The sequence below is a fragment of the Rathayibacter sp. VKM Ac-2835 genome (assembly GCF_013266705.1).
In the GTDB taxonomy this organism is placed as follows: Bacteria; Actinomycetota; Actinomycetes; order Actinomycetales; family Microbacteriaceae; genus Rathayibacter.
The window spans coordinates 518813-532359 of sequence record NZ_JABSNQ010000001.1; the positions used below are offsets into that span (position 1 = coordinate 518813).

Below are 13547 nucleotides of genomic sequence, written 5' to 3' on the forward strand. Positions count from 1 at the left end.
CCCGGGGTGCGGAGCGGAGCGGGTCAGCTCACCGCGAGGATGTCGACGACGAACACCAGGGTGTCGGTGCCGCTGATGCCCGCGTTGGTGTTGCCGGCCTCGCCGTAGCCCTTGTCCGGCGGGATGACCACGAGCACCTGCGAGCCGACGGTCTGGCCGACCACCGCCTCCTTGAAGCCCTCGATCACGTCGCCGGTCCCGAAGGACGCGGGTGTGCCGTTCCCCCAGCTCTGGTCGAAGACCTCGCCGGTGCCCCAGACGACGCCCTGGTACTGCACGATCAGCGAGTCGCCGTCGGCGACGGTCTGCCCGTCGCCCTTCTTCAGCACCTCGAGCTGCAGCTCGGCCGGCGGGTCGGTCGCGGGGATGGTCACCGTCGGGGCGCCGTCCTCGGCGAGCGCCACCGTCGGCAGCCCGTCGACCGGCGCCTGCGGCTCACCGGTCGCGGCCGAGGGGACGATGCCCTCGACGTCGATCACCATGACGATGGAGTCGTCCGCGGCGATCCCGAGATCGGTGCTGCCGGCGTCGCCGAACGCGTCGGCGGGAGGGACGACAGCGACGACGCGCGAGCCGACCGTCGCGCAGTTGACCGCCTTGACGAGGCCCGCGAGGTACTGATCGGTGTCCACCTCGAAGGCGGCGCGCCCACCGGAGGCGTAGCTGCTCGCGGAGAACTCGGCGCCGCTCGTGCCGTTGTAGAGGGTGTAGTCCACCAGCACGGTGTCGCCCTCGGCGACCGCCTCGCCGGTGCCCTCGATGACGGTGGTGCCCTCGGTCGCCTCGACGCTCATCGGGGTCGGGAAGACGGTGACCGGCTTCGTCGCGAAGTCGCCGGCGGCGTCCACGGCGTCGGACGCCTCCCCGGAGGAGATGCAGGAGAGCGGAGTCGGGGTCGCACTCGGCGACGCCTCGGGGGTGCCGGGCGTGCAGGCCGCGAGGCCGAGGGAGGCGCCGAGAACGGCGAGGATCGCGAGGGTTCTGCGCACGGGTGCACCTTTCCTGCCCGGCAGGGAGCGGGACGACGTCGGGGGGATCCTTCCATCCTGAGGGCTGTGCCTCCGCCCCGGCTGAACGATCCCCCTGCACCGGTCCGCGGACGAGCGGGCACGGAGCGTCTCCGGCTCGCTCCCGGGAGCCGCGCCTAGCATGGAGGAATGCGTGAATTCTCGGTCCCCCAGTCCCGCGCGCTCGTCACCGAGCTCCCCGGCCCTCGCTCGATCGCGCTGCAGGAGCGCCGCGTCGCCAGCGTCTCCCGCGGCGCCGGAACCCTCGCGAACATCTACATGGACCACGCCTCGGGCGCCGTCCTCGTCGACGTCGACGGCAACCGCCTGATCGACCTCGGCTGCGGCATCGGCGTCACCACCATCGGCCACGCCCACCCCGCGGTCGCGGCCGCGGCCGCCGCCCAGGCGGAGAAGCTGACCCACACCCTCTTCACCGTGACCCCCTACGAGAACTACGTGCGGGTCGCCGAGAAGCTCGGCGAGATCACCCCCGGCGACTTCGAGAAGCACTCGATCCTCGTCAACTCGGGCGCCGAGGCGGTCGAGAACGCGGTCAAGATCGCGCGCAAGCACACCGGACGCCGCGCCATCGCCTCGCTCGACCACGCCTTCCACGGCCGCACCAACCTCACGATGGCGATGACCTACCGCCCCTGGCCCGAGCGCGCCGGCATGGGCCCGTTCCCCGGCGAGATCTACAGCCTCCCGATGAGCTACCCGTTCCGCGACCCCGAGGGCATGACGGGCGAGGAGGCCGCCGAGCGCTCCATCGACTACATCCGCACCCACATCGGCGCCGAGGAGCTCGCGGCGCTGTTCGTCGAGCCCATCCAGGGCGACGGCGGCATCATCATCCCCGCGGCGGGCTACTTCGAGCGCCTCTCCGAGTTCTGCACCGAGAACGGCATCGTCTTCGTCGCGGACGAGATCCAGGCCGGCATCGCCCGCACCGGTGCCTGGTACTCGATCGAGCACTTCGGCGTCGTCCCCGACCTCATCACCACGGCCAAGGGCATCGCCGGCGGCTTCCCGCTCGCCGCGGTCACCGGCCGCGCGGAGATCATGGACGCGGTGCAGCCCGGCGGTATCGGCGGCACTTTCGGCGGCAACCCCGTCTCCACCGCCGCCGCGCTCGCCACCTTCGAGGCGATCGAGTCCGAGGGCCTGCTCGCCGAGGCCCAGCGCGTCGAGCGCGCCCTGCAGGCCCGCATCGGCGACTGGGCCGAGCGCTTCGCCGTGGTCGGCGAGGTCCGCGGCAAGGGCGCGATGTTCGGCGTCGAGCTCGTCCACCCCGGCACCAAGAAGCAGAACCCGGAGGCGCTCTCCGCCGTGCTGAAGCACGTCACGACGAACGGCGTCATCGCCCTCGACGCCGGCAGCTGGGACAGCGTCCTGCGCATCATGCCGAGCGTGGTCATCAGCGAGGAGCTGATCGACGACGCCGCGGGTGTCATCGAGGAGGCGCTCGCCACCTTCGGCTGAGCGGTCGCTCCCTCCGCTCTCCCTCGCGGGCCGCTCCTCTCGACGAGGGGCGGCCCGCGGTCGTCCGCCGCGGCACCCGGCGGCGTGGTCGGCGGAGCGCCCGGCAGGGCATGACCCGAGCGGCATGCAGCCGCCGGTAGCGTCGGGCGAATGCCGACCGACGACGCTCCGACACCGCCGACGCCGCCGACGCCGCCGGGGATCGGCGTCTCCGCTCGCGTGGCCCGCTTCACGATGAGCCGGCTCGGCCGGATGATCTACCGGCCGATCGTCGAGGGCCGCGACAACGTGCCGCGCACCGGCCGCGTCATCCTCGCCAGCAACCATCTGTCGTTCATCGACTCGCCCGTGCTGACGCTGCTGGCGCCCCGGCCCGTGCAGTTCCTCGCGAAGTCGGACTACTTCACCGGCACCGGCGCGCGCGGCGCCCTGTCGCGCTCCTTCTTCACGGCGGTCGGAGCGGTCGCGGTCGAGCGCGGCGCCGGCCAGGCCGCGCAGGAGGCGCTCGATCTCGGGCGCGCGATCCTCGAGCGCGACGAGGCGTTCGCCGTGTACCCGGAGGGGACGCGCTCGCGCGACGGCCGCCTCTACCGCGGCCGCACCGGAGTGGCGTGGCTCGCACTCACCACCGGCGCGCCGGTCGTCCCGGTCGGGCTCGTCGGCACGCAGGAGCTGCAGCCCGTGGGCTCGAAGATCCCGCGGCTGCACCGGATCACGGTGCGCTTCGGCGATCCGCTCGATCTCTCCCGGCACGGCTCCGCCGACTCGGGCCGCGCGCGCCGGCACGCGACGGACGAGGTGATGGCCGCCATCCACGCGCTGTCGGGCCAGGAGGCGGCGGGTGTCTACAACGAGTCGCCGCCGGTCACCACGGTCGAGAGGATCAAGCGCGCGCTGCCGCACGAGCGGCGCTGACCGCTCCTGCCGCCGCACCCACCGGGTCCGCGCGGGTCAGCGCGCGTCGGCCGCCGAGGTCTGCGGCTCGTGCCTGACCGGGAAGCTCACCGAGTTCGCGATGAAGCACAGCCGGGACGCCTCGCCGTGCAGCGACTGCGCGAGCTCGACCATCGACTCGTGCGCGACCCGCACCCGCGGTCGGAGGGTGACCGAGACGAAGCGACCGCCCTCGCCCTCCTGCACCATGCGCCCGACGGCGTCGTCGACGTACTCGGTCACGACGACCCCGTTCTTGACGGCGACGTGCAGGAACGAGAGCAGGTGGCACTGCGCGAGGGAGGCGAGCAGCAGCTGCTCGGGGTTCCAGCGGTCCGGGTCGCCGCGGAAGGGCTTGTCGGCCGAGCCGAGGATCGGCGGCGGGCCTTCGGCGACGAGGACGTTCTGGCGCCCGTAGTCCCGGTAGCCGCTGGTGCCGGTGCCGCGATTGCCCTCCCAGACGACGGAAAGAGCGTAATCGTGCTCCGATTTCATCGGATCCCTCCTTCTCGGCCGTGGTTCAGGCCGGTCTCGACGGTCTGGACCCCTGGTCCTCCGACGCCCGAAGGTAGACTCGGGGGACCATGACAGACACGCTCGCCCCCCAGGTTCCCACGTCGGCCGTCCCCCAGGAGCGTCGCGTCGCGACCGAGATCCCGGGGCCGCGATCGAGGGCCCTGCACGAGCGCCGCCTCGCCGTCGTGCCCACCGGCGTCGGCACCGCGCTGCCCGTCTACATCGACCGCGCGCACGGCGCGATCCTGGTCGACGTCGACGGCAACCGGTTCATCGATCTGGGCGCCGGCATCGGCGTGACGACGATCGGCCACACCGACGACGCGGTCGTCGCGGCCGCCACCGCGCAGCTCGGCCGCCTCACCCACACGCTCTTCACCGTCACGCCCTACGAGCCGTACATCCGCGTCGCGGAGCTGCTCGGCGAGCACACCCCCGGCGACCACGCGAAGAAGACCGTGCTGGTCAACTCCGGCGCCGAGGCCGTGGAGAACGCGGTCAAGATCGCCCGCAAGCACACCGGCCGCCCCGGAGTCGCGGTGCTCGACCACGCCTACCACGGTCGCACGAACCTCACGATGGCGATGAACTTCAAGGCGCTCCCCTACGGCCTCGGCTTCGGTCCCTTCGCGAGCGACGTGCACCGCGCGCCGAGCTCGTACCCGTATCACGACGGCCTCTCGGGCGCCGAGGCGGCCGAGCGCACCATCTCCTACCTGGAGAAGACGGTCGGCGCCTCGGCCCTGGCCTGCCTCGTCGTCGAGCCCGTACAGGGCGAGGGCGGCTTCATGGTCCCGGCGCAGGGCTTCCTGCCCGCGCTGCAGGAGTGGTGCACCGCGAACGGCATCGTCTTCGTCGCCGACGAGATCCAGTCGGGCATGGCCCGCACCGGCGCCTGGTTCGCCAGTGAGCACTTCGGGCTCGTCCCGGACATGGTGCTCTCGGCCAAGGGCATCGCGGGCGGCCTGCCGCTCGCGGGCGTCACGGGCCGCGCGGAGATCATGGACTCCGCTCAGGCCGGCGGCCTCGGCGGCACCTTCGGCGGCAACCCCGTCGCGGCCGCCGCTGCCGTCGCGGTCTTCGAGCGGATCGAGCAGGACGGCCTCCTCGCCGAGGCCGACCGGATCGGGGCCCGCCTGGGCGCCGCGCTCCGCGCGCTCCAGGAGCGCTACGAGATCATCGGCGACGTCCGCGGCATCGGCGCGATGATGGCGATCGAGCTGGTCGAGCCGGGCACCGCGCAGACGACCAAGCAGCCCAACACGGCCGCCGTCGCCGCGATCATCGACTACGCCGCGAAGCACGGCGTGCTCGTGCTCAGCGCCGGCACCTACGGCAACGTGGTGCGCTTCCTCCCGAGCCTCGCCCTCACGGACGAGCTGCTGGACGAGGCCGTCGCCGTCCTCAGCGAGGCGTTCGCGACCCTCTGAGCCCGGCTCCCCCGACGACGGCCCGGCCCCTCCGCTCAGGAGGCGCCGGGCCGTCGGGCAAGATGGGGGGATGTCCGCAGGTACCTTCACCCTCGCCGAGTCCGTCGAACTGGCGGTGGTCGAGCGCTCCGGCTTCATCGAGTCGCGCCACGCCGGATCGGCCGTGCTCCTCGACTCCGACGGCCGCGTCGCCCGCACCCTGGGCACGCCGACGGCGCCGGTCTTCCCCCGCTCCTGCCTCAAGCCCTTCCAGGCCCTCGCCGTGATGACCGCCGGCGTCGAGCTGAGCGGAGCGGAGGCGGTCATCGCGACCGCGAGCCACGCCGGCATCCCGCAGCACGTCGCCCTGGTGCAGAACCTGCTCTTCCGCGCGGGGCTCGACCACTCGGCACTGCAGTGCCCGGCCGACTGGCCGACAGACTCGGCCTCGCGCGCCAAGCTGCTGCGCGCCGGCGCGAGCGCGGATCCGCTCTACATGAACTGCTCGGGGAAGCACGCCGCGATGCTGCTCGCCTGCGTGCAGAACGGCTGGAGCACCGACGACTACCTCGAGCGCTCGCACCCGCTGCAGCAGCACATCGTCGACACCATCGAGCGGCTCACCGGAGAGCGGATCGTCGCCTCGGGCATCGACGGCTGCGGCGCTCCGGTGCACGCGCTGCCGCTCACCGCTCTGGCCAAGGGGATCTCGCGGATCGTCTCCTCCTCCCCCGCCTCGCCCTTCGGGCTCTACCGTCAGGCCGGCGTCCTCACCGAGGCGATCCTCGAGAACGCCTGGGCCCTGGACGGACCGGGTCGCGACAACACCGTCGTGATCGAGCGGCTCGGCCTGGTCGCGAAGCTCGGCGCGGAGGGCGTGCTCGTGATGGCGTCGCCGGACGGCACGACCGTCGCGCTGAAGATCCTGGACGGGAGCCTGCGCGCCGCGACCGTCGTGGCGCTGAAGCTGCTGGTCGAGGCGGGCAGCGTCGACCGCACCGCGGCGAACGAGGTGCTCGTGCGCCTCAACCCGGTGGTCACCGGCGGCGGGCAGCCCGTCGGCGCGATCCGCGCCTCCTACGTCTGAGGCGCGGCACCGCCGCTCCTGCGTCCTCGCCGGTGACGACGTCCTCGCCGGCTACTGCGTCCTCGCCAGCCGCTTCGCCCGCGCCGCCGAGGACACCTGCGTGACGACGACGATGAGGATCGCCAGCACGAACACCGCCGACGCGATGACGTTGGCCTCCGCAGGGATGCCGCGCGCCGCCGCGATGTAGATGTACTTCGGGAACGTGGTGACCGAGCCGGAGTTGAAGTTCGTGATGATGAAGTCGTCGAAGCTCAGCGCGAAGGAGAGCAGCGCGGCGGCGAGGATGCCGGGCAGCAGCAGCGGGAAGGTGATCCGCCAGAAGACCTGGCTCGGCGAGGCGTAGAGGTCGCGCCCCGCCTCCTCGAGCCGCGGGTCCAGACTCGCGACGCGGGCCTTGACCGTCACCACGACGAAGCTGATGCAGAACATCGTGTGCGCCAGGATGATCGTCACCAGGCCCTTCTCGGTGCCGACCGCGAGGAACTGGGCGGCCAGACCGGCGCCGAGCACCACCTCCGGGGTGGCCATCGGCAGGAACAGCAGCAGGCTGATCGCGGAGCGGAACCGGAAGCGGAACCGGACGAGCGCGATGGCGATCATCGTGCCGAGCGCGGTCGCCAGGACGGTCGCGACCACACCGACCAGGAGGCTGTTGCCGAAGGCCGTCATCACCTCCTCGCTCGTCCACGCCGAGACCCACTTGTCGAAGGTGAAGCCGCGCCAGGCGAGATTGCTCTTGCCCGAGTCGTTGAACGAGTAGACGAAGGTGTAGCCGATCGGGATCAGCAGGAAGATCAGCGCGAGGGCGGTGTAGATCCCCAGCCCGAGGCCCTGGAAGCGGCGCGGACCCCGAACGGGCGCGGGCGGCGGTGCTCCCAGAGCCTCCTGGGCGCTCGCGACGGGACGGTCGGCGGTGGCGGTCACAGGAGGTCCTCCGTTCCACTGCGCTTCACGTAGAAGCCGACGATGACCAGGATCACGGCCATCAGCACGATCGAGAGCGCGGCCGCGGCCGGGTAGTTCTCGAGGGTGAGGAAGTTCGCCTCGATCGCGTTGCCGACCATCGAGGTCCGCGACGAGCCGAGGAAGTCGCGGCTCGCGTTGATGTAGTCGCCCGCCGCCGGGATGAAGGTGAGCAGCGTGCCCGAGACGATGCCGGGCATCGAGAGCGGCACGGTCACCTTCCAGAACACCGAGGCGGGGTGCGCGTAGAGGTCGGAGCCGGCCTCGAGGAGCCGGGTGTCGAGCCGCTCCAGAGTCGTGTAGAGCGGCAGCGTCATGAAGGGGATGAAGTTGTAGGTGATGCCGAAGACGACGGCGATCGGGGTGCCCGTGAGGTGCCCGTCGGAGGGCAGGATCGCGACGGTCTTGAGGGCCTGCACGAGCGGGCTCTCGTCCGCGAGGATCTGCTTCCAGGCCAGCGTGCGCAGCAGGAAGCTGATGAAGAAGGGCGCGATCACCAGCGTCAGCAGCAGGTTCTGCAGCAGCGGCCAGGGCCGCGCCTTCACTCCGATGAAGTAGGCGAGCGGATAGCTGATCACGAGCGCGAGCACCGTGGCGATCAGGGCGTAGCCGAAGGAGCGGATCGCGTGCGGCCAGTAGTCGGCCATCACGACGAGGTAGTTCTGCCAGGCGAAGCCCGGCGCGTACTCGCCGATGTCGCCGTCCGGCACCTCGACCTGGAACGAGGTCAGCACGAGGGAGATCAGCGGCGTGAGGAAGAACAGCAGCATGTAGACGATGCCCGGCAGCAGGAGCACCAGGGCGATCGTCGACCGCCGGCGGACCGGCGGATCGAGCGTGTCGGTCGAGCCGGACGCGAACGCAGCGAAGGCCATGCCTACGCTCCTCCGGAGCGGCCGGCGAGCAGCCCGCGCTTCTGCAGGGCGATCGAGCGGGTGGAGTCGTCGGCGGCGAAGCGCGGCACGGTGCCCGGTTCGTCGGCCAGCCCGAAGCCGTGCTCGATGCTCCAGCTCACCCAGACCTGCGCACCCTCGCCGACGACCGGCCCGAAGACCATGTTCTGGGCGAAGACGACGATCGAGCCGAGCGTGGGGATCTCGATCGTGTACTGCGTGCTGACGCCGCTGAAGGAGACGTCGACGACGCGCCCCGGCCCGAGCACGTTGCGGTCCGGGGAGTCGGCGGGCGCCTCGGTGAGCAGCAGGAGCTTCTCGGGGCGGACGCCGATCGTCATCTCGCCGGACTCGCGGGCCGCACGGGCGGTGGGCACGACGATCCGGGCGTCGCCGGCGGCGACGGTCAGCGCGGTGCCGGTCGAGGCGACGACCTCGCCGGTGAAGAGGTTCGACTGGCCGAGGAAGTTGGCGACGAAGACCGTCCGCGGGAGCTCGTAGAGCGCCTCGGGAGCGCCCATCTGCTCGATCCGGCCCTTGTTCATCACCGCGACGGTGTCGGCCATGGTCATGGCCTCCTCCTGGTCGTGGGTGACGTGCAGGAAGGTGAGGCCGACCTCCTCCTGGATCGACTTCAGCTCGAGCTGCATCTGCCGGCGGAGCTTGAGGTCGAGCGCACCGAGGGGCTCGTCCAGGAGCAGGAGAGCGGGCCGGTTCACGATCGCCCGGGCGAGGGCGACCCGCTGCTGCTGCCCGCCGGAGAGCTGCGCCGGACGGCGCTGGGCGAGGTGGTCGAGCTCGACGAGCCGGAGCGCCTCGTGCGCCTTGCCCACCGGGTCGTCGATCCGGCGGCGCTTGAGGCCGAAGGCGACGTTCTCGAGGATCGACATGTGCGGGAACAGCGCGTAGGACTGGAAGACGGTGTTCACCGGGCGCTGGAACGTCTTGGTGGCCGTGACGTCCTTCCCGCCGATCAGGATCCGGCCCGCGCTCGGCTCCTCGAGACCGGCGACGAGCCGCAGGGTGGTCGTCTTCCCGCAGCCGGAGGGCCCCAGGAGAGCGAAGAAGGATCCCGCGGGGATCGTGAGGTCCAGCGAGTCGATGGCGGTGAAGCCCGGGTACTGCTTGCTGATCCCGACCAGTTCGAGGTCGGCGCCGCGCTCGGCGAAGGTTCCGGTGGCCATCAGATGCCCAGCAGCACTTTCTGGAACTCGGCCTGGTAGTCCTTCTCCTCGTCCGCGGTGAGCGTCCGGAAGATGTGGGACTGCGCGAGCGTGTCCTCGTCGGGGAAGATCAGCTGGTTCTCGGCCAGCTCCGGGTCGATGCTCTCCATGGCGTCCTTCGCTCCGTCGACGGGGGTGATGTAGTTGACCCAGGCGGCCACCTCGGCGGCGACCTCCGGCTCGTAGTAGTAGTTCATCAGCGCTTCGGCATTGGCCTTGCGCTGCGAGCCCATCGGCACGACGAACGTGTCGTTCCACAGGGTGCCGCCCGAGTCGGGGAGCGCGAACTCCCACTTGTCGCCGGCCTCGGTGTTGATCAGCGTGATGTCGCCCGACCAGCAGATAGCGGCGAGGGTGTCCTCGTTCTGCAGATCGTTGAGGTACGCGTTGCCCTTGATGTTGCGGATCTGGCCCTCGTCGACCTGCTTCCGGAAGACGTCGATCGCGTTCATGTACTCGTCGTCCCCCCAGGCCCCGGCGATGTCGGTGCCCTGGGCGAGCATGATCAGCCCGATCGTGTCGCGCATCTCGCTGAGCACGCCGACCCGCCCGCGCAGCGCCGGATCCCAGAGGTCGTCCACGCTGGCGAGGCCGTTGGGGAGCTTCTCCTTGTTCCAGCAGATCCCGGCGAAGCCGGCCTGGAACGGGAGCGAGCGGTGGCGCCCCGGATCGAAGTCCGGATTCGCGAGCGACGGGGTGAGATTCGCGATGTTCGGGATGTTCGCGTGGTCGAGCTCCTGGATGTAGCCGCGACGGGCCAGGCGGGAGACCATCCACTCCGTCAGGCAGACGGTGTCGGCGCCGATGTACTGGCCGAGGGCGAGCTGGTCCTTCACCTTGCCGTAGTACGAGTTGTTGTCGTCGACCGCGACGTTGTAGGTGACGGAGATCCCGGTCTGCTCCTCGAACGTCATCAGCGTCGGGTAGCCGCCGTCGTCGTCCTCGTCGAGGTAGGCGGGCCAGTTGTCCCAGACGAGACGGGGGTCTGCGGCGGAGTCGTCGACGGCGGCGGTCGGTGCGGCGCGCGAGACCGGCGCGCAGGCGGCGAGCGCCAGTGCTCCGACCCCGAGACCGAGACCGCCGAGGACGGCGCGCCGCGAGAGCATCGCCCGCCGTTCCCGCTCTCGGGAGCGCGCGACGGCGATGGCCTCGCGGAGTACGGGGTCCCTCGGGAGAGGACGGGTCATGGCTGCGGCTCCTGACTGCGTCGGTGCTCGGGCCCACCGGCGTGAACGTGGGGAAATACTGGCACAGAGCTCGGACGTCTGTCGATGAAGGACCGACGAGATCGGCCATCTGGAAACATGATCGTCACGAAATCCGCGTTCCAGACGCGTATCGACCGCGGATTCCTCCCGTTCAGCGTGCGCTCGCGTCCGGCCAGCGCGCGCGGCGGAGGCGGCCGTCCGCCTTTAGCAGGACCCGCTCTCCGACGCAGAGGGGTGCCGGCGGGAGCGGCCCCAGGACGACCCGCGCCTCGCCCGCCGGCACCTCGAGCACGACGGGGGCGCCCGCGCGGAGCCGCGCGAGGAGTCCCCTGGCGGCCGACCACTCCACGACCGTTCCGAGGATTGCGGCACCTGGCGGGGGCGGCACGTCCGCGGCCTCTCCGACGAGGACGGCCGGGATCCGAGCGTCGGCGAGCCTCGCCCGCAGCGCCTTCGCACGGTTCGTCAGGACGGCGAACGGCCGCTCTCCCGTCGGCACGACCGGCACGGCGGCACGGCGACGCGCGGGAGGCGACGGCGGCGGCGCGAAGACCTGGATCCGCTCGCCGCGCCACCACCCCCCGCCCGCCGGGAGGTCGCCGCGGTACGGCTCCCCGTGCAGCGCGAGCAGCTGGTGCTCCTGGCGGTGCGCGGCGCGCAGGAGGAGCACGTCGTCGAAGGCGTCTCGGAGCGCGGCCAGGCCGTCGGTCACCCGGCGGGCCGTGACGACGATCGGCGCGCCGTCGGAGCGGAGCGCGGTCTGCAGGGCGTCGAGCAGCCGACGGCGCTCGTCGTCGCCGCAGCGGCGGAGCAGGAGATCGAGGTCGTCGAGCAGAAGCAGACCGCCCGGCCCTTCGTCGGCGACGACCGCGTCCCAGGCCTCCTCCGCGTCGAGCGGGCCGACGATGCGGGCTCCCTCGAGCTGCGCCGCGAGCGTCCGGAGCACGCCGCTCCTGCCCGAGCCCGCCGCGCCGAGGACGAGGATCGAGCGGCGATCGAGGTGGACGACGTCCTGCCGCTGCTCGGCGGGGCGGTCCACGAGCCCGAGCGCGACGCGACCCGGTCGCCCACGCTCCGGCAGCGGGATCCGGGCCGGCAGCGGATCGAGCCAGGGCCGGTGGACGGAGGCGTCCCGGCCGCCCCTGCGGAGCACCGTGGCGATGTCGTCCTCCCCCGCGAGAGCCGCCTGGACGACTCTCCCCTGACCGCCGATCGAGACGACGCACCGGCCGGCCGCTCGGTGCGGGATCCGGGCGGCGGCGTCCGAGCCGATCAGCGCTCGCGAGTCGGCCGCATCGTGCACCCGGAGCGCGATCCTCAGGCCGCAGTTCGCCGCGACCGCGTCGCGGACGACGCCGACGGGCCGCTGCGTGCAGAGCACGAGGTGGAGGCCGAGCGAGCGCCCGCGCGCGGCGATGTCGGCGAAGGTGCGGTGCAGCTCCGGAGCGCGCTCGAGCACGACCGCGCACTCGTCGACGAGGATCACCAGGCGCGCGAGCAGCCCGGGCGGCAGCCGGGCGATGTCGGGGACTCCGTGCTCGGCGAGCACCACCTCGCGCCGGCGCAGCTCGGCCCCGATGCTGGCGAAGGCGCGGACCGCTCCCTCGGGATCGAGATCGGTGATCATGCCCGTGACGTGCGGAAGCCGCCGGAGTGCCCCGAACCCCGCGCCGCCCTTGAAGTCCGCGAGCAGGAACGTCACGGCGGTGGGCGGGTACCGAGCCGCCAGCGCCACCACCCAGGCGATCAGGAGCTCGCTCTTGCCGCTCCCCGTCGTCCCGCCGATGACGGCGTGCGGTCCGTCGCGGACCAGATCGATCTCGACCGGGCCGTCCGCGGCCTTCCCGAGCAGCACCGGAAGGCCTCCGCCGCCGCCGAGCCGAGCCGGCTCGCCGAGCTCGGAGAGCAGGACGGTGTCCGGCAGCTCCTCCGCTCCCGGGCCGTGGGCCGCGGCGAGGGACTCGGCGTAGCCGCGCGCCTGCTCGACCGAGACGTAGTCGGCGACCAGCGGCTCCAGCACGCCGGCTCCGGCCCGGCCGACCACACTCGCGGCACCCGCGCCGCCGACCTGCACGATGCAGCGGCACCGCTTCGGCAGCTCGTCCGCGCTGCCGGCCAGCGCGACGACCGCGTCGGCATCGCTCACTCCGTCCCCCTGCAGAACGGCGAGGCCCAGCGGCGCCGTGACCGCGCGGACGTGCGGCAGGGCGCGGAGGCAGTTCCACCCGGCTCCGCTCGGCAGCTCGATCCGGAGGGAGTCCGGTGCCACGAGCTCGGCCACCTGCACCAGGAGCCCGCGCACCAGCGCCCGGGCGAGGACCGGCGGTCCGACGACGCCGATCCCCGAGGAGAGCGCCGCCGGCAGCGGAGCCCCGCCGTCCGTGGAGTCCTCCCCCGCTGCCGGTCTCTGCCCGAGCACGATCTCCAGCCCCGCGGCGGCGCGCCGCCAGCGGGCGTCCACCGGCACCCGGTGCTCGAGGACGTCGAGCGGACGGGGCGACGCGCGGCGCAGTGCGTCGAGCTCCTCCGCACGCGCCAGCGCCGTTGCGGCCGTGTAGGCGGTGAGCTCCCGCGCGTAGCGCTCGCCCTCTCGACGCGCGGTCCGGCGGCGGAGACGGCGCGAGTCGAGGAAGGACGCGACCGCGACGACCGGCCCGAGCGCGGCGAGAGCCAGCGTGTACGGCGACGATGTCAGCGCGTACAGCACGAGCGACGTCAGCACCGGGGCCAGCGCCGCGATCCACGGAAAGGACGGGCGCGGCGGCACGGCCGGCGGCGTCGGCGGCAGGAGCCTCGCTCCGGGGCGCTGGATCGTCATGC

At 72.3% G+C, this 13547-nt stretch carries 11 protein-coding genes; 4 read left to right on the plus strand and 7 right to left on the minus strand.

Translation table 11 applies throughout. The annotated features are described in order from the left end of the window. Nucleotides 1–23 precede the first annotated feature (23 nt). The gene (locus tag HRK28_RS02415; RefSeq protein ID WP_367948325.1) at nt 24–989 is read right to left on the minus strand and encodes an FKBP-type peptidyl-prolyl cis-trans isomerase; all 966 of its coding nucleotides are present in this window, start codon (nt 987–989) and stop codon (nt 24–26) included. Nucleotides 990–1157: 168 nt separating this feature from the next. On the opposite strand from HRK28_RS02415, the gene HRK28_RS02420 reads away from it, so the two are divergent. Both HRK28_RS02420 and HRK28_RS02425 read left to right on the plus strand, forming a co-directional pair. Further along, the gene (locus tag HRK28_RS02420; protein ID WP_160088447.1) at nt 1158–2492 is read left to right on the plus strand and encodes an aminotransferase class III-fold pyridoxal phosphate-dependent enzyme; all 1335 of its coding nucleotides are present in this window, start codon (nt 1158–1160) and stop codon (nt 2490–2492) included. 234 nt (nt 2493–2726) lie between these two features. Further along, nucleotides 2727–3407 carry a 1-acyl-sn-glycerol-3-phosphate acyltransferase gene (locus HRK28_RS02425; protein ID WP_254304555.1) on the plus strand — a complete coding sequence of 227 codons (681 nt, stop codon included), beginning with the start codon at nt 2727–2729 and terminating at the stop codon, nt 3405–3407. A 36-nt stretch (nt 3408–3443) separates the two neighbouring features. On the opposite strand, the gene HRK28_RS02430 is transcribed toward HRK28_RS02425, so the two are convergent. Further along, nucleotides 3444–3920 (minus strand): OsmC family protein, encoded by a 477-nt coding sequence (locus HRK28_RS02430; protein ID WP_173250313.1) that lies wholly within the window; start codon nt 3918–3920, stop codon nt 3444–3446. An 89-nt stretch (nt 3921–4009) separates the two neighbouring features. On the opposite strand from HRK28_RS02430, the gene gabT reads away from it, so the two are divergent. After that, entirely contained in the window at nt 4010–5371 is a 1362-nt protein-coding gene (gene gabT / locus HRK28_RS02435; protein WP_173250314.1) for a 4-aminobutyrate--2-oxoglutarate transaminase, read from the plus strand. 70 nt (nt 5372–5441) lie between these two features. Beyond that, entirely contained in the window at nt 5442–6437 is a 996-nt protein-coding gene (locus HRK28_RS02440) for an asparaginase (RefSeq protein ID WP_160088439.1), read from the plus strand. A 51-nt stretch (nt 6438–6488) separates the two neighbouring features. On the opposite strand, the gene HRK28_RS02445 is transcribed toward HRK28_RS02440, so the two are convergent. The 5 genes from HRK28_RS02445 to HRK28_RS02465 form a co-directional block, all read right to left on the minus strand. Beyond that, the gene (locus HRK28_RS02445; RefSeq protein WP_244231913.1) at nt 6489–7262 is read right to left on the minus strand and encodes an ABC transporter permease; all 774 of its coding nucleotides are present in this window, start codon (nt 7260–7262) and stop codon (nt 6489–6491) included. A gap of 98 nt (nt 7263–7360) precedes the next feature. After that, a complete protein-coding gene (locus HRK28_RS02450; RefSeq protein WP_160088437.1) occupies nt 7361–8278 on the minus strand; it encodes an ABC transporter permease in 918 nt (305 codons plus the stop codon). Nucleotides 8279–8280: 2 nt separating this feature from the next. Then, nucleotides 8281–9480: an ABC transporter ATP-binding protein gene (locus HRK28_RS02455; protein ID WP_173250315.1), complete on the minus strand. Its 1200-nt coding sequence runs from the start codon at nt 9478–9480 to the stop codon at nt 8281–8283. Next, nucleotides 9480–10706, minus strand: a complete 1227-nt coding sequence (locus HRK28_RS02460; RefSeq protein ID WP_173250316.1) for a PotD/PotF family extracellular solute-binding protein — start codon at nt 10704–10706, stop codon at nt 9480–9482. The genes HRK28_RS02455 and HRK28_RS02460 overlap by 1 nt, the downstream gene beginning before the upstream one ends. 172 nt (nt 10707–10878) lie before the next feature. Next, complete coding sequence (locus HRK28_RS02465; protein WP_173250317.1) at nt 10879–13545, minus strand: FtsK/SpoIIIE domain-containing protein; 2667 nt, start codon at nt 13543–13545, stop codon at nt 10879–10881. Nucleotides 13546–13547 lie beyond the last annotated feature (2 nt).